This window comes from Amycolatopsis sp. PSD-21 (assembly GCF_055561455.1).
Genome location: NZ_CM145712.1, coordinates 7367571 through 7389175 on the forward strand (window position 1 = coordinate 7367571; position 21605 = coordinate 7389175).

The window sequence follows — 21605 nt, forward strand, 5'->3', positions numbered from 1 at the left end:
AGACCGACACGCGTGTGACGGTTCGCGGGCGCATCCTGCTCAGCCCGTCCGCCTCGGGCGGGACCGGTGGTCCACGGCGTCGCCTGCTGCGGTTGCTTCCGCTCGGCCTGGTCGTGGTCCTCGGCTGTCTTCTCGCGGTGGGAGCGTGGGCGGCGCCGGAGTCTTCGCCGCCGTCCACCGTGTCGCAGGCTGCGGCGGCGCAACCGCAGCCCGAGCTTCCCCTGCCTCTCCCGACGGTCGCACCGGGTGAGACGTGTCCGCCGGGATCGCCGGACCCGATCTGCAACTTCCCAACTGGGTCGCCACGGCCGTCGGTCCCTGCGACCCCGCTGCCGCCCATCACCGAACTGCCGCCGTCGGAGAGCTGTTTCCCCGGCCAGGTCGGCTGCGCACCCGGTGAACCGGACACGGCTCCGACCACCAGCCCCGGCAGTCCCTGCGTCGGTGAAGGGTGCATCCCGCAACCCAGCTCCCCCGCGCCGTCCACGCCTCCGGGGCCGAGCGGGCCGGGCGCCGACGGTGACGATCCGGACTGCGGGATCACCAACATCGAAGGTTGCATCAACAAGGCCATCAACGCGGTGTTCCGCGAGCTGGTCAAGTCCGCGCTTGACCCTCTGCTGAAACTGCTGGGCGACACCGCGTTCAGCACGCCGACGCTGGATTCGCTGCCCGGAGTGACGAACCTGTGGAACAACTCCTGGCTGATCGTGCTGGCCTGCTACAGCGGGCTGATCATGATCGGCGGGATCATCGTGATGTCGCACGAGTCGGTCCAGAGCCGCTATTCGATCAAGGAGATCGCGCCCCGTCTCGTCATCTCCTTCATCGCCTCGATGCTGTCGCTGTTCGTCATCGACAAGGCGATCCGGCTCGCGAACGCGCTGTCGACCGCTGTGTTGTCCGGCGGGGCGGATCCGCCCAAGCTCGGCGACAACCTCACCCAGTCGATCAACGGCACCTACTCCGCGATGGCCTCTGGTGGGCTGTTCGTCATCCTGCTGCAAGTCGTTCTGGTCATCGCGGTCATCGCGCTGCTGCTGGTCTACGTGGTGCGGGTGATCATCACATTGCTCCTGACCGTGTCCGCCCCGCTTTGGGTCGCCTGCCACGCCCTTCCCCATACCGACGGCATCGCCCGCTGGGGCTGGCGGGCGACCGGAGCGACGCTCGGTATCCAGGTAGTCCAATCGCTCACGCTGATCGTCGCGGTCAACACCTTCCTCAACGGCAGCACGAAGCTGTTCAGCTCCGTCGGCGGCGGTCTGATGATGCTCTTCGCCGTCCTCGGACTGCTCTACATCCTGATCAAGATCCCGTCCTGGTTTCTCTCCGCCACGAAGCTCGGCGGGGGCGGCCGCTCGTTTCTCGGCGGCTTGGTCAAAGCCGTGATCGCTGCGAAGACCTTCGGCGCCATCGCCGGTAGCTCCGGCGGGTTAGGCGCGTCCCGCGCAGCCGGCATCGCCACGACACCCCGCGGCCGCGGCGGGAATGGGCGTGCCCGTGTCGCCGACCCGCCCTGGCCGCCGCAACCGCGGCTGGCCCCGACTCCGGAAGCGGTGAACAAGCGCATGCAACAGCAGTACGACGCCGAGCGGCTGCGGGCCGTCCAGCAGCCGCGCGTCCCCTCGCAAGAACCGAAGTTCCTGCAACCGAGTCCGCAAACCACGACGCACGACCCCGCCGTCAGCCCGGCTCCATCGGGACCGCCCCCCAAGCCGAAGTTCAGTTCGGCGCCCCGGCCCGCCGTTCCGCTCCCACCGCCTGGAGGTGGTCGGCGGCGCGTGACGAACCCGCGATTCCAGACGGCGAATCCGTCACACCGCCAGGGGAACGGGCAGGCGCCCGCGCGGCCGGTCGGTGTCGCGGCGGTCCCGCCGCACTTGCGGTTCCAACCCGCTGCGCCGGAACCGGGCCATGTGTCCCGGCCAGTCAAGCCCGCGACGGCGACGCCGTCTGCTCCGGTGTTCCGGACCCCGCGTCCCGAGCCGCGTCCCGCGGACGCCAGACCGCGCACTGCGGCTGCTCCCCCGGTCGCGTTCCGTGCGCCGACTCCGCCACCGGCGCCCCCAGCAGCCGCGCCGAAGCCCTCGTCCCGTGGAGGTAAGACGTCATGACCCAGCCCGTGCGCATACCGTCCGATGTGGATCGGGAGGACCGTGTCCTCGTCAATCTCACCGCACGGCAGCTGGCGATCCTCGCGGTGACCGGAATCGTCCTCTACGGCGGGTGGACGCTGGTCCGCGGCACGGTGCCGCTGCTGGTGTACCTGATCATCGCCGTCCCGATCGGGGTCGTGGCCGCGGTGCTGGCCCTGGGGCAGCGCGACGGCGTGAGCCTTGACCGGCTCGTGCTCGCGGCCATCCGGCAGCGCATGCAGCCAAGGCATCGGGTAGCCGCGCCCGAAGGTGTCCGTCCCGCGCCCGACTGGCTGACCAGTCAGGTCGCGGCGAACGACGACACTGGCGCGGCGGACGGTTCGCAGGTGTCACCGGCCGCGCTGCGACTGCCCGCGGAAGGGGTCACCGAAGCCGGTGTCATCGACCTCGGGTCCGACGGCGTAGCCATGGTCGCGGTCGCCAGCACCGTGAACTTCGCGCTCCGCACCCCCGGCGAACAGGAAGCGCTGGTCGCATCGTTCGGCCGGTACCTGCACTCGATCTCCGCCCCCGTGCAGATCCTCGTCCGCGCCGAGCGGCTCGACCTGAGCCACCAGATCAACGACTTGCGCGAGGCCGCTCCCGGCCTGCCGCATCCGATGCTCGAAACGGCCGCGCGCGAGCACGCGACCTACCTCGACCAGCTGCGCCGCTCGACCGATCTGCTGCGCCGCCAGGTGCTGATCGTCCTGCGCGAACCGGTGCGCGCGGCCGGTCCGACCGACGGGCTCGGCGGCGCGTCACCGCTGGCTGTCCTGCGCGCACGCCGCCACGCCAACCGGAACGACACGGTCACCGAAAGCGCGCTGCGGTCGGCGGAAACCCGGCTCGTGCGCCGCCTGGGCGAAGCCATCGAGCTGCTCTCCCCCACCGGGATCACGATCACCCCGCTGGACGCCGGGCAGGCCACCGCCGTCCTCGCCACCGCCTGCAATCCCGACACCCTCATCCCGCCGTCGGCCGGGCTCGCAGGCGCAGATGAGGTGATCACCACCGCCGCCGAACCCGAGGACGAACCACCCCTCCGAACCCCGAGGCCCCGCGGGGAGCCCACCCGCCGCGCGGCACCGGAGGCAACAGCACTCGACGACTGGGAGGGCGACGACCTATGAGCAGGAAAACCAGCCACACTCGAGGACGCGCCCGGCGAACGGCGGCGACACCGGTGGGCGGGGCGAGCGCGTTCACTCCGGACTCGCTCTCGGTCTCGCCGCGACATCTGGAGATCGGCGGCGAGTGGGTCGCATCGTTCGCGATCACCGGCTACCCGCGCGAAGTGCACGCGGGATGGCTTCAGCCGCTGCTGTCCTATCCCGGACGGGTCGATGTCTCGCTGCACATCGAGCCGATCGACCCGGTCACCGCCGCCAACCGGCTCAAGCGCCAGCTGTCCAAACTGGAATCCGGGCGACGGCACAGCAACGAGAAGGGGCGGCTGCTGGACCCGATGGTCGAGGCCGCCACCGAGGACGCCTACGACCTGTCCGCCCGCGTTGCCCGCGGCGAGGGAAAGCTCTACCGGTTCGGCCTGTATCTGACCGTGCACGCCACCAGCGAACCTGATCTCGCCGAGCACGTCGCCGCGGTCCGCTCCCTCGCGGCGTCGCTGCTGATGAACGCTCAGCCCACCACCTACCGGTCGCTGCAAGGCTGGGTCTCGACCCTGCCGCTCGCGCTGGACCTCATCGGCATGCGCCGCACCTTCGACACCAGCGCGCTGGCCGCCGCGTTCCCGTTCACCTCACCCGATCTTCCGCCCGCCGACCCGACCAGCGTCGCCGCGCCGGACGGGGTGCTGTACGGGTTCAACATCGGCAGCCAGGGCCTGGTGCACTGGAACAGGTTCGCCGCGGACAACTACAACAGCGTCGTCCTCGGCCGGTCCGGCGCCGGGAAAAGCTACCTGGTCAAACTCGAAGCGCTCCGATCGCTCTACCGGGGCGTCGAAGTCGCGATCATCGACCCGGAAGACGAATACCGCCGGCTGTGCGAGGCGATCGGCGGCACCTACATCCGCCTCGGCGATCCCGCGGTCCGCATCAATCCCTTCGACCTGCCGATCGCGACGCGCCCGGACGGGCGCCGCACCGCGCCGAAGGACGCGCTGACACGACGTGTTCTGTTCCTGCACACCGTGATCGGCGTCCTGCTCGGCATGGAACTGTCCGCGCACCAGCGGGCCGTGCTCGACCGCGCGATCCTCGCCACCTACAAGAATGCCGGGATCACCAGCGATCCCCGGACCTGGGGCCGTCAGACCCCGCTGCTGGCCGACCTGTCCGCGACCCTGACCGGAACCGGTGATCCGGTCGCGGCCGACCTCGCGTCCCGGCTGCATCCGTTCGTCGACGGCGCATCCTCAGCGATGTTTTCCGGGCCCACCACTACGAGGCCCGAGGGCCACCTGACCGTGTTCAGCCTCCGCGACCTGCCAGACGAGCTGCGCGCGATCGGGACCCTGCTCACCTTGGACACGATCTGGCGGCGGGTCTCCAACCCCGCCGTCCGGCGGCCCCGGCTAATCACCGTCGAGGAAGCGTGGCTCCTCATGCAGGACCCCGCCGGGGCGCGGTTCCTGCACCGCATGGCCAAAGCCGCCCGGAAACACTGGGCTGGCCTGACCATCGCGACTCAGGATGTCGGCGACGTCCTCGGCACCGAGCTGGGCAAGGCGATCATCGCCAACGCCGCCACACAGATTCTGCTCCGCCAAGCCACCCAAGCGATCGACGAGATCGTGACGACGTTCAACCTGTCCGACGGGGAGAAACAGTTCCTCGTCTCCGCGGACAAAGGACAAGGCCTGCTCAGCACCGGGACACAACGAGTCGCGTTCCAAGCCCTGGCCTCACCCCAAGAGAACGCGCTCATCACCACCGATCCGGCCGAGCTCGCCGCGTATGCCGAACCCGGCGTCGAGGCCGACGACAGCGCGTTCGTCGACCTTGACGGCATCGACAACGAGGCGACGTTCGACGACGACACCGAACGTCACATCGACGTCGATCCCGCCGCCTGACGCTAAGCCCGCTTAGCCGCTCCCTTTCCTTGCTCCTGCCTGCTTGTGTGAGGTGCTTTATGTCTCTACCCGGCACGAAATTGGCTAACGTCAGCCGGCCCGTACGGTTGCTGACGCAGAACCGGGCGATGCGCGCCATCGGCGTCTGGAACTGGACACTGCCCGCGCTGGCGGCCCGGCTGCCCGACGGGCGCACACAGGTGACGTGTCCCGCGGCCTCGGCCTGCGCGCAGATCTGCTACGCCCGCAACGGAACCTACCGCTTCCCTGCCGTGAAAGCCCGCCACCAAGCCAATCTCGCCTTCGTCCTCGACGACCTGCCCGGCTGGGAAACGGCGATGATCCGCGAACTCTCAGCGTCACGGTTCACCGGCAAATTCATCCGCGTCCACGACGCCGGAGACTTCTTCGACGACCCCTACACGCTCGCATGGTGCCGCGTCATGCGCGCCTGCCCGGACGTGACTTTCTATGCCTATACCAAGGAAGTCCTTCGATTCAAGCGGTTGATCGAGCCGGATCCGCCCAGCAATTTCCTGTGGGTCTACAGCTACGGCGGCAAAGAAGACGCCCACATCGACCCCAGCCGCGATCGGGTCGCCGACGTCTTCCCCGACACTGACGCCATCACCGCGGCCGGATGGTCCTCGCAAGAAGCCTCCGACCTGCTGGCCGTACTCGGCCCGCGGCTAGTCGGGGTACCCGCGAACAACATCCCGCACTTCCTCAAACGGATGGACGGGCGGCGACTGTCGGAATGGCAGGCCGAAATCGACGCCGACCGTGCCCGCAAACGACGCCGACACCTCCGGCTCGTACCCGGCACGAGCCCGGCGGTGCCGTCGAACCTTCCGCGCCTGGCGGACTCCGATCGTCGCGCAGCTTGACCGCCTGACTTCTCAGTACAGAACGGAGTGCTCATGTCTTCTGCCCCATCCGTGGCCGCTTACGCGGAGGCGTTTACCTCTCCGTTGCAGGACTACCTCCGCGACCCCGGAGGCGCAGTGCACGCCCTGCTCGCCGCAGTGCGAGACGTCGCCGTTTCGTGGGGACCGGTCACCGGTCCCGCGCTCGCGCTGGCCTGGACCGGCGCTACTCTCGGGCGCCGGTGGTGGATGCGACGCCGCCACGACCGGATGGCGGCCGGAGCCAGGCTGGTCACGGTGCTCGCCCCGCCCACCGTGGACCCGGATGGCGCCGAGGCGCTCTTCTCCAACCTGGTCGGACTCCTACGTCCCGGCTGGAAACGCCGGATCCACGGCCAGCCGCACATCGTATGGGAATACGTGTTCTCCCACGCCGGAGTCGCCATCCGAGTATGGCTGCCCGGGATCGTCCCGCCCGGCATGGCCGAACGCGCGATCGAAGCGGCCTGGCCCGGCGCCCACACCCGCACCACCCCGGCCAAACCACCGATCCCGGAATCCACGCCCGTGGGAAAAGCCGTCGAGGCCGTCGGCGGGGAAATGCGGCTCGCTCGCAGCGAAGCGCTGCCGATCCGCTCCGACTTCCCGGCCGACCCGGTCCGCGCACTTCTCGGCGCACCGGCAGGGCTCGGCTCCCGCGAACGCGCCGTCGTGCAGATCCTCGCGCGACCGGTCACCGGTGCGCGTGTCCGCAAGGCCCGCCGAGCCGCCCGCCACGTCCGCACCGGAAGCTCCGCGAAAGTGGCGGGACGCTTCCTGGACCTGATCACCCCGCACACGAAGAGACGCAGATCCCGAGCCAACGCGACTAAGCCGGTCGCCGATCGCCAGACAGTCTTAGAGACCTCGTCCCAAGATCGGGTCATCGTGGCCAAGCAGCGCGGCCCCCAGTACGAAACCCGCGTCCGCTACGCCGTCGCCACCCTCGTCGACAAGGACCTGACCGACGCGAAACGTTCGCCGGTGCACGAGCACCTGACCGGACGCGGCCACGCCATCGCCAGTGCGTTCGCGGCTTACAGCGAGCACAACTACTACCGACGCGTCCGGCTTACCCGCCCAATCCAGGCCGTCACCGAACGCCGCCTCGCCGACGGCGACCTGCTCTCCATCACCGAACTGGCCGCGCTCGCGCACCTCCCGACCGACGACGCCATACCCGGCCTGCAGCGCGCCGGGGCAAAGGCTGTCCCACCGCCACCGGGCATCGCCACCGGCGGAGCCGGAGTGAAGCCGATCGGGGTTAGCGACTCCGGCCATACCCGTCCGGTCGGGCTGCGTGTCTCTGACGCCCGTCACCACCTGCACATCCTCGGGGCCACCGGCAGCGGCAAGAGCGAACTGATGGCGCGGATGATTCTCGACGATGCCGACGCCGGCCGCGGCCTGGTGGTCATCGACCCGAAAGGCGACCTGATCACCGACGTCCTGATGCGGCTTCCGTCACGGCTCGGAGACAAGGTCGTGCTCTTCGACGCCGACAGCCGGTCCCGACCGCCAGTGCTTAACCCGCTCGAAGGTGCCGACACCGCTCGCACCGTCGATGACCTGGTGTCGATCTTCTCCCACGTGTACTCCTCCAGCTGGGGCCCACGCACCGAAGACATCCTCCGATCCGGGCTGCTGACCCTGCGCGAACTCCCCGGCACCCCGACCCTGACCCACCTGCCGAAACTGCTCACGGTGCCAAGCTTCCGGGAACGCGCACTCGCACAGGTCTCCGACGACGTCCTGCGCGGCTTCTGGGCCTGGTACGACGACCTATCCGACGCCAGCAAGGCCCAGGTCGTCGCCCCGCTAATGAACAAGCTCCGCGGCCTACTGTTGCGCCCCTTCATCCGGGCCTCCCTCGCTGGCGGCGAATCCACCGTCGACATGGACGCGGTCCTCAACGGCGGCATCTGCCTCGTCCGGCTGAGCAAGAACTCGCTCGGGATCGACACCGCCCGGCTGGTCGGTTCGATCGTGGTCGCCCGAACCTGGCAAGCCGCCACCCGACGCGTCCGAATCCCCCAGCGGGAAAGGCTCGACAGCTCGCTCTACATCGACGAATGCCACAACTTCCTGTCCCTCGCCTACCCCTTGGAAGACATGCTCGCCGAAGCCCGCGGCTACCGGATGTCGATGACCCTGGCCCACCAATACCTCCGCCAACTCCCCCGCGAGCTGGAAGAAGGCATCAGCGCCAACGCCCGATCAAAGATCATCTTCTCCGCATCGCCCGAAGACGCGCGCGACCTCGCGCGGCACACCGAGCCCCAGCTCTCCGAACACGACCTCGCCAACCTGGGCCGCTACCACATCGCCGCACGGCTAATGCTCAACAGCGAGGAAGCACCCCCGTTTACCGCTGTCACAGAGAAACTCCCGCCCGCCATACCCGGACGCGCTAAGGAGATCCGCCAGCTCGCACGGACCAACGCAAAGGCTCCGAGCACACCGCACACTGCCGCACACGCACGACCCGCAGCATTCGATCCCCGGCGTGCCGCCTGACCCGGCACTCCCCATTCGTCGTTTGAACCCACCGCCGCGCATTGGCGCACTTGGAGGTGCACCACATGAAGATCAGCAACCCCACCCCGCAACGACAGCTGCGAGCACACCGGCCGGAACGTCCCGCACCACGCGTACTGAACAGCGCCGAGCACCACGCCTGGCTCGCCCGGCATCTCACCGACCGCGACCGCTGGTTGTGCCGGATGCTGTTCGAGCACCACGTCCTCACCAGCACTCAGATCGTCGACATCGCCTTCCCCGGACGCCGCGCCGCGAACCTGCGCCTGCACAACCTCTACCGGTGGGGCGTCGTGCACCGATTCCAACCGCACCGGTCCCTCGGCTCGCACCCGATGCACTACGTCCTCGATACCGCAGGAGCCGCGGCGATCGCCTATGAAGACGGCCTTGAGCTCAAAGACCTCGACTACAGCCGCGAACGCGAAGTGGGCCGCGCTTTTTCCCTCCAACTCGCCCATACCGTGGGCTGCAACGCGCTCTTCACCACCCTGATTCGCGCGTCCCGCCAACCCGAGGCCACCGCAAAGCTCACCACCTGGTGGTCGGCGGCCCGGTGCGGACGACATTGGGGCGACATCGTCACCCCGGATGGCTACGGCAGGTGGCGTGAAGCCGGACGGGAGATCGAATGGTTCGTCGAGTTCGACTTCGGCACAGAGACACTGCCCCGCCTGGCGAACAAGTTGGTCCGCTACGAGCGCCTCGCCGACGCCACGGGTATCGCCACACCCGTTCTGGCCTGGTTTCCCACCGCCGCCAGAGAAGCCAACGCGCGCCGCGTACTGGCCGAAGTCCTGCGAGGTCTCGACAGCCCCGTGCGAGTGCCAGTGGCGACGACGAGCGGCGAGTCCTCCGCTGATCCACTCGACATGACCGCATCCCGGTGGCTCCGGGTCGATGACTCCGGAGCTCTGGGACGGGTAGCCCTGGCCGAGCTTCCGAAGCTTTGGCCGCATCTACCCGCATCCCCGCCGTCGAGCGGTGGGCGCAACCTCGATGCCACGCGCGCCACGCGACCGGGGCTGGAGCCGCCCACGCCGATGCCGCCAGCCGTTTCCTCACGCCTTAACAGCTAAGGGGGTTCCTTAAGCGATGGCTAAGCTCGCTTTAGCCGGCGTCGCGTTCTTCGTCGTGCTGCTTCTTCTCATCGGCGGAGGTGCGATCGCCGTCGTCCAAGCAGTGGTCGGCAGCTCCGCTCAAAGCACGAGTTGCATCCCCGCGGGCGCAACCGGCGCACCGACAGCCGGATACGGACCCGAAGAAATGGGTCACGCGACGACGATCGTCGCCGTCGGCAAGCAGATGAGGGTTCCCGCAAAGGGCTGGGTCATCGCGATCACGACCGCGATCACCGAGTCGCGACTGCGCAACCTCAGCTACGGCGACCGCGACAGCATCGGCCTCTTCCAGCAGCGCCCCTCGCAAGGCTGGGGCTCCGTCGCCCAGATCATGAACCCGAACTACAGCAGCGAGCAGTTCTACCGGCATCTCATGGCGCTGCCGAACTGGCAGACCATGCCCGTCGCCGAAGCCGCCCAAACCGTGCAGCGATCAGGCTTCCCCGGCCGTTACGCCCAGTTCGAACCAGCCGCTCGCCAGATCGTTGCCGCAGTCCATGGCGCGACTTGTACAACCAGCGGATCCGGCGACTGCAATGCGATCCAGGCGCCCACTCCCGCCGCGACAGCCGCGATCACCTACGCCTGCCGTCAGCGTGGACTACCTTACGTCTGGGGCGGAAACGGCCCGGACAACGGACATGACGGTTTCGACTGCTCCGGACTGACCAAGGCCGCCTACAGCGCAGCAGGGATCGCACTACCCCGCACCGCACACACTCAATTTCACGCCGGACCCCGAGTGCCCGACGGGCAGCCGCTCTTACCTGGCGACCTCGTCTTCTACGGCACACCTGCCAGGATCCATCACGTCGGCCTCTACATCGGACAAGGCAAAATGATCAACGCCCCTACCTTTGGCCAACCCGTGCAGATCGACAACCATCGCCATCCAGGAGACGACTACGCGGGTGCCACCAGGCCATCGAAATAGGAACTATTTTTAGTTCCGGAGGAACATGACGTGTTCCACACCTAGATGATATATGCATGATCTCGTGACCAGATGCCGCGGAAAGTTCTTTCGGTGATCGAGCGACAGTGCACGTCTTCCGGGCGCCATGCAGCCGAAGGGGCATGTCCGTTGCCTGTGTTACAGTGGATGCCCCACGGAAGTCGGGGATCTCCGAGGCGTGACCCGAGCCGCGGATCGCGTTCCCATGGCTGGTCAGCCCGACGCCCCACAGGGCCAGACATCCCCGTTCCCCGACCGATAGACTGTATAGTCGCACTCATCAATTTGAGTTCGGGTGCTCGCTCGACACAGACCGCTTAGGGTTGACATGGGATCGTTTCCAATATCTTTTGAAAGGCTCCGTGACGAGCTGAGTAATATAGTCGGTGTTCGAACCGGGCTGGCGTGGTCCGAGTCAGACCTGAACCCGCACATCAAGGAAGTTTTTTCGGATTTACCACCCGAGGCGGTCGGCATTAGAATGCGAGCTTCCGACTTCAAAAGGCTCACATTCAGCGTTCTCCACTCCGCGGGGGACACGTGGACGTCCATGGGTTACCAACCGCGACTGAATCTGATATTCAGAATAGGCGAGCAACGCTACATTAAAGCGGCAGACCTACTGCACCAGGAAATTCACCAACAGGACTTGGGAAGCGGCCGGTTCACGCACACGGAAGGCCCCCACTGTCGACTGATTGTGCCGGATCGGCTCACGAGTAAGACTATTGCCAAGCTTGGATACGACCCGGATATTTACGCTGCGGCAAGTGTGGATGACCGGTACATCTCAGAAGCGAGTCTGACAGCCCTCGATGACAACCACTTCCTGGGTATGGCCCTGACGAGATACGGCAGAGAAGTACGTGACGACTGCGCAGCCATTCTCCACACGTACCGATGCGAACAGCACCTAGACCCGTGGTGGAGAATTCATCGCGAAACAGCAATAGATCTCCTCGACTTGTCTAGTCTATACAAAAAGAGCGCTGCCCCATGCCCGAAAGGGACTTTTATTGATCAACGTTTTATTGACCACCTATGCGCAAACCTTGATGCCGTATCGCATATTCACTGGCGTCAGTTCGAGAGACTTGTTGCCGAGTATCTGCACAGACAGGGCTACTTCGTGCAATTGGGGCCCGGCGGTTCTGACGATGGCGTCGACATCCGGATGTGGCCAGCAGAGCCACAGGCGGGCGAACCGCCTCTTGTGATCGTTCAATGCAAAAGGCAGCAGACAAAGGTCGAGAAGGTGATCGTCAAGGCGCTGTGGGCAGATGTCGTAGCTAACTCGTCAATGCGCGGCCTGGTTGCCACAACGTCGACGTTGTCCGTTGGTGCGGCCAAAACGATCGACGCACGTGGTTACGGGATCGATGTTGCCGACCACAGTGCCATTCGCCAATGGCTGACGACCATGCGCACTCCTGGCTTAGGTATCAGCACGACAGAAATAGGAGCCTGATCTGGTTCACCGGCATGCTCTGAACAATGACGATCATGCACGCCTTTGAACCCACACTGCCATGAACATCAATCTGGCAAGCCACGGTAGACCCCGATGGACCCCTGCGGGGCCACCGTCGAGGGCCCCCCACGAACCGGCCCAGCCGGCGAGCTGCCAAGGTTCGCTTCACGTGCCAGGGGGAGCATCAGAGGACGATGCGATCGGAATTCGGTGCAATGCTCTGGTTGTCATACCTTCCGGCTAGAGTTGCCGACGTGACTGTCTCAACTACACGAGCGGCAACACGGCCCCCTAAGAGGCACGGCGCACGTCCTGTCCCAGGAAGCCTGTACCTCATCCAGTTTGACAACGGCGTAATCAAAGTGGGGCGAACATCCAAGGTGGATGTCCGCCGTGCGGATCATACGCGCGACGGAGCCCGGTTTGGACTGGAAGTGGTGAACTTCTGGTCCGGACCCGCAAATGACGCAGTTCGGGCTGAGGATCTCCTAGTTCGGCGGCTGGAGAAACTAGGGTGGCGCACGAGCGGCCGTGAGTACTTTCAAGCCATTCCCTTCACCGTCGCGCGCCACATAGCTGAAGGTGTCGGAGTCCGGTATGAAGATGTGTCGTGCTGCTGCGGTCGGTGTGTCGGGACGATCGAATTCGCGCTATCTGCCGTCGCGCTAACTTCTGCTGCCACTACCGAGCACTCTTCAGATCTGTGGGCACGGTTCCGGCTCACCGACGGAGACCAGATCATTGGACGGGTGCATGATCCCGACCTCGGAGAGTCCGGACGATACCCGCTGCAAGCTGGCCAAGAGGTTAATATCGAGTTCCAGCGGCCTTATTTTTCCAATGAAACTCATGATATTTGGGAAGTTTGGGCCGTAGAAGACAAGGTCGATTGACTCGTGACAGCCCTCTTATCGCGCCGTTCCGATGGGCGACACGATAAGAGGGCCGCAAAAATCCCACTCCGCTCGGAAACTGACCTGAACCTATAGCGGTCCTTCCTGTTTGGTCCAAGCCAAGCCGGTCGGACGCTGTCCGCCGGACACAAGGAACTCATGTGCAGCCTTCCTCGCTACGTCTACAGGGATCTCCGCGTCAGCCGGGTACTCACGGGGATTTCTCATGTAGTAGTACAGCACTTCACCGCCGGGCGGGGGTACGAACATCCCGCCCTTCGAGTAGGCCCCGTTCGGGGCGTCGTCGCCCAGGTATCGCAAGCTGGCACGTTCGCCGTCCAGGCCGATTTCGAGCGATGACTTATCGGGGTCACCGTCGGTGTACAGCTCGGCGAGCGTCGGTCCTTCCATGGCCGCTACGGCGTCCAGGACTCTGTCGAGGTCTTCCGCGGTGGTGACCGTAGTCGCCCCCGATGCGTTGCTGTCGTACCAAGCTTCGATCATGGCTTCCTTCTCTGTCCCAGGTAGGTTGCCCCGGTCGGTTCGCCGTCAGGCATGGTCCCGTAGACGGTGAGCGCGCTTCCTTGAGGCAGGATCTTAGGTAAAAGCGTGTCACAGCCGTACGGGCCTTTGCAGACTTCGTTGTTGACAGCCACCGTTGCGCTGGTGATGCCCTGGTTCTGCATGTGAACAGCGAGCTTGACCTCGACGTCGGCAACGGTGGAAGGCATCCGCCGCGCCCCCTGGTCCTTGAAGAACTGGACGGCTGCGGCTTCCATGTCATCCCGCCCGCTGACAATGCGTCCACCGACCTCGTCGCCGCCCGTACCGGCGACCCACTCCCCGTGAGTCTTCTGCCGCTCGCTCGGCTGGACGGGCGGTGGGAGGCTGCGCCGTAGTTCGTCGACGCTGTCCTGTGAAACCGGATCAGGTTTGGACTGGGCTGCTGTCTCGGCATCCGGCTCCCGCCGACGAGCATCAGCCCGCGGGCTTGGCTCGGTAGCGTCGTGCTCCGCCGGCCCGCTCGAGCCTCCGAGCTTGGTTAGGTAAGCCGATATCTTCGCCTTCGCAGCGTGTAGGCGGCCGGATTCCTGCTCCGTTGCCTCGCGGGCCTGGTTCAGCAGCCCCGGCAAGGCTGCTACCTCGGCGTCGCTGGTGCCGGAGACGGCCTGGCCAAGGTGCTGGGAGGACTCTTCGAACCCGCTGGCCGCATGCATGCCTGCCCGCTCTGCCTGGTCGATCGCTGCCATGGCTGTCTCCAACGTCGCAACGATCGTTTCGATGTCGCTCACGTTGACTCCCCCTGTCAGGACCTGTCCTGGATCATGACATGAGGGTCTGACAAAGGAGCTGAGCTCGATGACCTGCGGCGGCAGAGTCCATAATCGACGGCGCCGTGCGGTCGAGGTGACGGAGGTGCTTCTCACATTCCCGGATGACCGGATCATTCGATTGTGGTTATGCGGGGTCAGCCGATCAGGGCCGGTTCCAGCGGCGGCTGCGAGGGTCCCAGGTCGCGGCGGTGTAGAGGCGGTTGAGGTCGGGGAGGCTGGGGTCTCCTTCTTGCATCCAGCCGAACTCGATACATTCGGCCATCCCGGACATCAGGCCCGTCCATACGTCCTCGGGACAACGGCAGTACATGTGGCCGTTGCGTTGTCGGCCGGTGGCCAAGCAGCGGGCGACCTCGCAGCGATGTTCATGAGCTTGTCCGATTTCAACGTGACAGGCAGGGCATGTCGCCTCCAGAGGGAAGGCGGACGGGTCGGGGCTGTTGGGGCGCGCAGTCATGGTCTCTTCTCCAAGCCGGTTGCGATTCGAGGGGGCACGTCCTGTCCGCTTGCCCTCGCGCTGTCATTGGAAGGCGCTAGCGGTGGGACGACGTGCCGCCGATGGGTCTGCTAGGACTTGAGGTCGGCGCGGGCACTTATCGGCGTACCCGCGCCGACCTGCACGTACCGAAGTCCCTCGGGTCTTAGCTCGTCCTCTCCTTGAGGCTCTTCAGCACAGAGCGAAGTGAAGCCGCAGGGAACTTGTTTGCGCCGTACTTCTCCGCCGCCCAGTCGAAGGCCCGTTGGACTACCGCGAGTGCCTCTAGCGGAGGGTGCGGCACGACGATGCTCCCTGTGCCGAAATGCCAACCGTCCAGCTGGGCCGTGGGAACGGCGTGGCGTATGGCGTCCTGCTGGCGCGCCGTTACCGGTACGAGCGGCGTCGTGCCTGTGATGGGTACTTCGCGTGGCTCGACCCGGATCCCGACGTCTCGCGCCCAACAGTCGCTGGTGCGGCCGTTCGCGTCCCAGCGGACGTGAACCTCGGCCAGCTCCCGGTGCGGCTCGCGGCGATCAGGCCGTACGACGTGGAGGAACACAGCGCCACGCCCGTGCGGGCCTGCGACCTTCACCGGCGAGCCTGCTTCCAGCTCCTGCCCAGTGACTCGGTGGACGGCGACGTAGATCGTTCTTGTCCTCTGCTGCATGGCCTTCCTCCTAGTTGCTAGTCCTCGATGAGCACGGTGACGCTGGTGTTCGGCGGGCCGGTGACCTGGGCTGAGCGGTCCGGCCGGACGGTCACCACGATGGGGAGGTAGTTGAGGGCGAAGTCCCCGACACAGGCTTCGTGGAAGCCGTGGAGCTCGTCCTCGTTCGGATGCCGCGCAAGCACTGCCTGCTGCTGCCGGTTGAAGGCGTTGCTGCACCAGCGGCAGTGATAGACACCGGCATTCGTGGCGTCCTCGACGCCCTGGACGACCATGGGGCCGAGTTTCGCTCCGGCCTGGGTCAGGCAGACGTCCGACACATCGGGGGTGACCGCGGCGTAGGTCACTGCCTGTTTGGTGCTGCGCCGCGACCACGCTCCGGGGAGGGCACCGCCCTCGGAGAGCAGCTTGTCCAGGACGTCCACCGACCCGACGAGGTCATCGAGAAGGGCTTCGCGCCGTTCATGTGCCGTGTCTTCGTCACCAGACGTCCCTGCCCGGTCGGCGTCCTCGGCCATGTGGGCGGCGTCGTCGATCTGCATCAGCGCATCGCGGATACGGGTCAGCAGTGCGGAGGCATCGTCCAACGGGCCTGCCGGGGCCGCTCCGGGTGGATCGACATGTCCGTCACAAGCCCACCCTTCGTTCAGCGGGTCCTGCGGGTGAGTTTCGCTCCAGAACTCCAGCAGGACCCGCGCGGCGTCTTGCTCCGCATAACGGCTGCCCGCTGCATCCCGCGCTTCGCGTGTGTCATAGGGAATCGAGACTCGGCGGACGTTCTTAGCAGTCCGCAGAATCCGAAACGGGTATTTTGGTTCGTGATTATTGACCATCTTCCCACTCCTTCTGGCGTGCTTGCATGCGGTATCGATTACCTACTAGGGTCATGCTCTGCGCGTTCTATCCGCTGCGCGTACGCGCGGTAAGCCGATCGTTCGGTTGAGCTCGACTCGATGCCGTCGCCACCTTCAAATGTCCAGCAACGGCCGAGAAACGCTCTATGCACAGCCAGTGTCGCCGTGACGCGGAGCGTGTATCCGCGAGACCGATTGATGAATCGCGCACCGTCGTATGCCTCGATCTCGTCGTCCTCCATATCCAGATCTTGCAAGAACTCCGCGATGGTTCCGGGCATATCCAGTGTCACGACCATGTCGTCTCGTTCTTCCATGTTTCCTCCTCGAATGGCTTACGAATTCATAGTTCTTGATCGACAAGCTCCCATTCGAATGTTGTTCCGATCGCGTACCGCCCGTCGGAATCGGCGTCGATTCGGGTTGGCAGGTAGCCGTCGTCGGCGATTGCCTGGTTGTCGAGCAGCACGATCGTGTCGGCGTCCCAGTACGCGCGGTCTGCGCCCTCTGGGCTGCTGCGGGCGACGTCATTGATCCAGGCAACGACCACCTCGGCGACCTCGCGCCGGAACCGCGGACACCCCGACCGGGACCAGCCGTGCTCCGCCGAGGGCAGCGCGGGAAACACGGGGTCCGTGCCATCGATGTTGATGGTGACAAGGATTTCGCGACTCTCCGCCGTTAGCCGCGCCCGATCGTCGAGCAATTCAGCATTGCGATGCGTGTCAATGGTCGGAGCGCTAAGTACCCACGCCCAACCTTGAAAGCCGATCGCGTACCTGCCTTCCGCGTCCGGAAGAACCCGCACGGTCGCGCGTTCTTCTCCTTCCAGCACGGTCAGGACGCCGTCCGGACCAAAAGCGGCTCCACCCGGCCAGGTTCGCGGGTCTTCCTCGTGCATGGCATTGAGCCACGACGCGACCGCTTCAGCAGTCGCGCGCCGAAACCTCGGCACCGCAAAGGTGTTCCACCTCTCATCATCGACAATTGCAGGGAAGGATGGCGCGTCTGGCACCAGCAAGGCGACATAGACCTCGTTGCTTGCCGCGTTCAAATTAGCCGACGTAACCATGACTACTCCTCAAATGAGATACTCATTTTGGCCGATCGATTAAATAACTGTCCCTATGTGGAGAAATTTGAAGAGCATCCAACAGGCGAGGGATTACAAATCTTCCACAGTGGCCTGCGCACGTCCTCGATGCACAAACGAATTCTGGCGTTATGCCCCGGTTGCTACATCAACCTCGGGGAAGTCGCGTGGACATGCGAGCTATTGAAACCCGCAAGGCGTGATAGATGGACGGCTCTACGGCAGTGAGGGCACGCATGCACGGCCGCGCTCGTACTTCAGCTGTTCAGGCTGGGCGCGGTTCAGATATCGGCTTAATCGCCTGAATCGACGGGTGCGCCCTTAACATCTTGAAGAGCTTGCTCTCGCGGGCAAGCTGGCTGGGCTGTTAGCGCGGATTGGCGGCTTTCGTGAGGATGTCGCGCAAGGTCTTTTCCGGGAGGCCGACTGCCTTACCCATTCGTTGGGTGCCCCAGTCCGGTCGCGCGGCCGCCAGGTCCAGCACGGCCTTGTCTCGGGCTTGCTGCTTCTCGCGCTCGTCGTTTTTCGCCTGCGTCGTCCGGGCCCGGAGGTTCTTGTGCAGGTCCCGGCTGACCCTCCATCGGGCGACGGCACGCGAGCAGCGCGCGACGGCATCGTCGTCCGAGTCTTCGCCACCCATGGGCGGTTCGAGCTCCACACCGACGAGCTGGCCAGCCCGCGCGAGCCTCACCAGGAGGTCGACCTGCTCACGGACCGCGGACTGTAGCTCTGGCAGATCGCTGCCGCCGTAGAGCGCCTCTATCGAGGAGCCCCCGCCTCCGGTGATGAACTCTCGGCAGGCATCGATGACCGTCTGAACCTCCGGCGTTAGCTCCAGCGGCTCCACCTGCGTCATCACCTGCACTTCCGTGTCACCGCGCGTTCGCGGCAGTCCGATCGCTGAGGCCGGACCAATCCGCCGTTCCGCCTGTTCAGCGTGCGTCGAGTGACACCGTAGCCGGTCAGGGGTAGTAGGTGCCTCCGGGCGTGCTTCGCAGCTGGCCATCGCGCACCATCCTTCGGCATGCTTGCCGGACCTGGTCTCGTCCGAGCCCAAGTCCTGCGGCGATCTCTGCCGGGGTCTTCCCCTGATGCTCTCGGACCCACTCCACGATCTGCTCGCGTGTCCCCGTCGACGGCAGGTGGGTTACGTCCTGCATTTCCTTGACCTCGATCGGCGGGACGGCACCTCCGAGGGTGATGTTCGCCCGTGCGGCGAGGTCTTCCTGGGCCAGCGGCAACGTGGCGAAGTCGTAGTGCCCGACCTCGAGCGACCAGGCATCCTGGCTCTCGTCGTACAGCAAGACGTGCGTGCTGTAGTTCGTGCCCCGGCGGGTCACGGCCAACGCTGAGGCGTGGCATCCGGGACCTTGAGGAGTGAAGAACGCGGCCTCGATGACCGTGTATCCGCCTACGGTCGCCGGCGTGGCGAGCCGGAACGCGACCGGGTCCTGCCGGTCTCGGCGTTTCGTAAGCTGGTGGTGCTCATGTGTCGTGTCGTCCATCGGTCTCCTCCGTGTTCCGTGTGGCCACGGCACGCGCGCATCCGAGATGCGCGCGACCGTTACGGCACGGCCTTCGGCTGGCACGCGTGACTACTCGGGTATGGCGGGTTCCTGGAAGGCGCGGATGATCTCCTGAGCTGTAGCCGTTACTCGTTCGGCGGTCTCGGCGAGCAACTCGGCGTTGCCTTCTAGCCAGCCGGTGAGGGCAGGTTGGTCATGCGACGAGGTGTTGAGGCCGAGGGCCCCCGCTGCGATGATCGCCACCGTTGTCGCCTCGCGGTCCATCCGTTCGTGGTGCTGGCGGTACTCGTCTGCGTCGGCCAGGTGATTGAGCCGGATGTGTGCCAGCTCTCGGAGTGCCGCTGTGATAGCCGCTTCGTCGTCCAGGGTGTCGCAGACCCATACTTCGCGGGCGGTTGGGTCGGTGTAGCTGTCGACGTCGCCGGGCGGGCCGCCTGTCACCTCAAAGCCGGTTGCCCGGATCTCGGTGGCGACCGTCTCCCAGACTTCCGCGATCTCGTCTTCGGTGACGGGGGCACGGGTGGTCCGGTCCTCGGGGATCGGCTCTCCTTCGGTTTGAGTGACGTCGAAGCGAGGTGAAGGTCGCACGCCGCGAATCGTCATCCGCGGCTTGCCGTCACTGTCGAAGCCATTCTTGCCTTGTTTCTGCGCCTCCTCCAGTGAGAGGCGGTATTTCATCGGTTCGAAGATGTAGAGGGCCTTCTCACCTGTCTTGATCTTGCGTCCGAGTTTGTTCCATGCCCTGGACGTTTTCACCATCGACGGTGTGAAGCCTCGCTCTGCTGCTTGCAGCAGGATCAACATGATGTTGTTGAAGCTCCACGCTGCGGCTAAGCCCTGCGCCGCCGTGAGGAACTCCGCCCACCGGTCCTCGTCTTCTGCCAGTTCAGCGATGCCATCGGCAAGTTTTCCGTTCAGGGCGTCGTGTCGCTCCTTACGTTCTTCGGGTGTGAGCTGCCTGCGCCTTCCGCTCCGACCGTTCGTCTCGTCAGATCGACCTTGCGTAGGCGTTTCTTGCTTGGGAACAGTTTCGGAAACCACTTGGGGATCACATCCTTTCGACACTTCCACCCGACGCAGCAGGGAAACGCTTTCGGCCATTGCCGACGCGAGAGGTTTTGGGACAGCTATCTCAAATTTGACATTGTCGCCGAATTTTCGAACTTCGACAGACCCGCTGACACCATCACTGCTAGAACCAAAGTGGACTTTATTCGGATCATGACTGTAGGTCGCGCCGTCAAGCGCGCTGGCCATGGCTTCACACATTGCTTGATGTTCAGCGTCGCGCGCGTCACTCGCAGCCTTATCAACACGCGCCTTAGCGATTGCCTCCTCTGCCCCCGGGAGCAAGCGTCGCCGAATCTCTCCCGCGACTTCCTTGGCGGCCCTGTCTTTCGATACGCTGATCACCACGTCATATTGAACAAACCTACGCAATTCGCCGCCGACTGCTTCCGAGATGAAGAGTCTGTTGCTTCCGTACTTTCGGTGGTGTTCCGTAGCAACACGTAGGCGAATGTCGCCTACACCACGCAGGTAGACATCTCTGCCGTCGAATCTTTGACCTGGTTCGACACTCCATTCTTCTCCTAGTTCCAAGGCTACAGCCATAGCAATTTTATTCAGGCTGACCACGCCAACCTCCCTTCCCGGTTAGCAGTGAAATCGGCACTGATTGTGTGGTCACGGCGACCACGCGGAGACATCAACCGCGCGGCACCGAGACAACACAGTCACTTGTCAAAAGAATTTTCAGCTGTCCAATATGCCGAGTTCGCGCAAGTGCACCAGCAGGGCTTCCCTGGCTTCGGGAACATCATCATTTGAACTGACGGCAGGCAGATAAATCGCCCCTTCCTCCAAGTCCCGCTTAGGATCTAGAGGAGTTCCATAGGAAGCACCAACGGCTAGCGCCTCTTGGAACCGTTCAGGAACCTCATGCATCGCTGGCATAAAAAGAGTACGAAGCACGGCCGGATGAGAGTAGGCAAACATGATCAACGCCGGGTCCAGGGCATCATTGGGACCCTTAACCTTAGCCCGGAACCGTCCCGCAGTTTTCCCATCCGGACCTTGACTGCTCACGTCAACCCACAGTTCAGTTGCAAAACCCAGTTTGGAGAGAGCGAAAGCCAGAGCTGCGATGCCATGGCCGCGCTTCTTGATAGTGTCACCCGATACTGCACCGCTGTAGGATGCCGAGGCACACAGTACGATTACACGGCCGGATCGCGCAGTTTGCGTGATTTCATAGTCAATCATGTTGTCCGGCTCCCCTGCGAGATACCGACCTACGTCGACCTCACAACCAGAGACGTCCCACATTGGCCGAAAGCTTGTTAGGTCGTGCTCTTGCTCAACCAGTTCGACCGCATCGGATGCGACGTCCATTGCCACACTAGATTCACTTAGCCATCCGTCAGAAACCAGCGCACGTAAATCGTCAAGGGTGCCTACACCATGCCATTCCTCACACAGTTCCCGACTACGCAAAAAGAGATCCAAGTTGCCAATCCCTACCGCCGCCAGTTCGCCTACCGACTCGTAAACGTGCACGATCTCCCTAGCGCTTTCACTGGCTCTCATTAC

The 21605-nt window shown here is 64.7% G+C and carries 19 protein-coding genes; 9 read left to right on the top strand and 10 right to left on the bottom strand.

The annotated features are described in order from the left end of the window. Window positions 1–14: 14 nt before the first annotated feature. From ACZ1DY_RS34590 to ACZ1DY_RS34630, 9 genes are all read left to right on the top strand, one after another. Complete coding sequence (locus ACZ1DY_RS34590) at window positions 15–2117, top strand: TrbL/VirB6 family protein (RefSeq protein WP_465482180.1); 2103 nt, start codon at window positions 15–17, stop codon at window positions 2115–2117. After that, window positions 2114–3271: a PrgI family protein gene (locus tag ACZ1DY_RS34595; RefSeq protein WP_465482181.1), complete on the top strand. Its 1158-nt coding sequence runs from the start codon at window positions 2114–2116 to the stop codon at window positions 3269–3271. The genes ACZ1DY_RS34590 and ACZ1DY_RS34595 overlap by 4 nt, the downstream gene beginning before the upstream one ends. Beyond that, a complete protein-coding gene (locus ACZ1DY_RS34600; protein WP_465482182.1) occupies window positions 3268–5178 on the top strand; it encodes a VirB4 family type IV secretion system protein in 1911 nt (636 codons plus the stop codon). Before ACZ1DY_RS34595 ends, ACZ1DY_RS34600 begins: the two co-directional genes overlap by 4 nt. Window positions 5179–5237: 59 nt before the next feature. Beyond that, window positions 5238–6065: a GP88 family protein gene (locus tag ACZ1DY_RS34605; RefSeq protein ID WP_465482183.1), complete on the top strand. Its 828-nt coding sequence runs from the start codon at window positions 5238–5240 to the stop codon at window positions 6063–6065. Window positions 6066–6098: 33 nt separating this feature from the next. Next, window positions 6099–8600 carry a type IV secretory system conjugative DNA transfer family protein gene (locus ACZ1DY_RS34610; RefSeq protein ID WP_465482184.1) on the top strand — a complete coding sequence of 834 codons (2502 nt, stop codon included), beginning with the start codon at window positions 6099–6101 and terminating at the stop codon, window positions 8598–8600. Window positions 8601–8665: 65 nt separating this feature from the next. Continuing rightward, window positions 8666–9700: a replication-relaxation family protein gene (locus ACZ1DY_RS34615; protein WP_465482185.1), complete on the top strand. Its 1035-nt coding sequence runs from the start codon at window positions 8666–8668 to the stop codon at window positions 9698–9700. Between the two features lie 16 nt (window positions 9701–9716). Beyond that, on the top strand, window positions 9717–10676 hold the full coding sequence (locus ACZ1DY_RS34620) for a C40 family peptidase (protein ID WP_465482186.1): 960 nt from the start codon (window positions 9717–9719) through the stop codon (window positions 10674–10676). A 571-nt stretch (window positions 10677–11247) separates the two neighbouring features. Next, complete coding sequence (locus ACZ1DY_RS34625) at window positions 11248–12165, top strand: restriction endonuclease (protein ID WP_465482187.1); 918 nt, start codon at window positions 11248–11250, stop codon at window positions 12163–12165. A gap of 218 nt (window positions 12166–12383) precedes the next feature. Then, on the top strand, window positions 12384–13061 hold the full coding sequence (locus ACZ1DY_RS34630) for a GIY-YIG nuclease family protein (RefSeq protein WP_465485744.1): 678 nt from the start codon (window positions 12384–12386) through the stop codon (window positions 13059–13061). Between the two features lie 90 nt (window positions 13062–13151). Here ACZ1DY_RS34630 and ACZ1DY_RS34635 read toward each other — a convergent pair whose 3' ends face one another. The 10 genes from ACZ1DY_RS34635 to ACZ1DY_RS34680 all read right to left on the bottom strand — a co-directional run bounded on the left by ACZ1DY_RS34635 (window position 13152) and on the right by ACZ1DY_RS34680 (window position 21602). Further along, on the bottom strand, window positions 13152–13565 hold the full coding sequence (locus ACZ1DY_RS34635) for an Imm1 family immunity protein (protein WP_465482188.1): 414 nt from the start codon (window positions 13563–13565) through the stop codon (window positions 13152–13154). Continuing rightward, window positions 13562–14353, bottom strand: a complete 792-nt coding sequence (locus ACZ1DY_RS34640; protein WP_465482189.1) for a DddA-like double-stranded DNA deaminase toxin — start codon at window positions 14351–14353, stop codon at window positions 13562–13564. The genes ACZ1DY_RS34635 and ACZ1DY_RS34640 overlap by 4 nt, the downstream gene beginning before the upstream one ends. 683 nt (window positions 14354–15036) lie before the next feature. After that, the gene (locus ACZ1DY_RS34645; protein WP_465482190.1) at window positions 15037–15540 is read right to left on the bottom strand and encodes a hypothetical protein; all 504 of its coding nucleotides are present in this window, start codon (window positions 15538–15540) and stop codon (window positions 15037–15039) included. Window positions 15541–15557: 17 nt separating this feature from the next. Continuing rightward, a complete protein-coding gene (locus ACZ1DY_RS34650) occupies window positions 15558–16373 on the bottom strand; it encodes a hypothetical protein (protein WP_465482191.1) in 816 nt (271 codons plus the stop codon). Between the two features lie 38 nt (window positions 16374–16411). Next, the gene (locus ACZ1DY_RS34655; protein ID WP_465482192.1) at window positions 16412–16711 is read right to left on the bottom strand and encodes a hypothetical protein; all 300 of its coding nucleotides are present in this window, start codon (window positions 16709–16711) and stop codon (window positions 16412–16414) included. A 26-nt stretch (window positions 16712–16737) separates the two neighbouring features. Beyond that, window positions 16738–17466, bottom strand: coding sequence for a hypothetical protein (locus ACZ1DY_RS34660; protein WP_465482193.1), 729 nt, complete (start codon window positions 17464–17466; stop codon window positions 16738–16740). Between the two features lie 388 nt (window positions 17467–17854). After that, window positions 17855–18343 (bottom strand): hypothetical protein, encoded by a 489-nt coding sequence (locus ACZ1DY_RS34665; protein WP_125734599.1) that lies wholly within the window; start codon window positions 18341–18343, stop codon window positions 17855–17857. Window positions 18344–18449: 106 nt separating this feature from the next. Further along, window positions 18450–18992 carry a hypothetical protein gene (locus tag ACZ1DY_RS34670; RefSeq protein WP_465482194.1) on the bottom strand — a complete coding sequence of 181 codons (543 nt, stop codon included), beginning with the start codon at window positions 18990–18992 and terminating at the stop codon, window positions 18450–18452. A gap of 90 nt (window positions 18993–19082) precedes the next feature. Next, window positions 19083–20651: an ArdC-like ssDNA-binding domain-containing protein gene (locus tag ACZ1DY_RS34675; protein WP_465482195.1), complete on the bottom strand. Its 1569-nt coding sequence runs from the start codon at window positions 20649–20651 to the stop codon at window positions 19083–19085. A gap of 117 nt (window positions 20652–20768) precedes the next feature. Continuing rightward, entirely contained in the window at window positions 20769–21602 is an 834-nt protein-coding gene (locus tag ACZ1DY_RS34680) for a DUF7192 family protein (RefSeq protein ID WP_465482196.1), read from the bottom strand. Window positions 21603–21605: the final 3 nt, after the last annotated feature.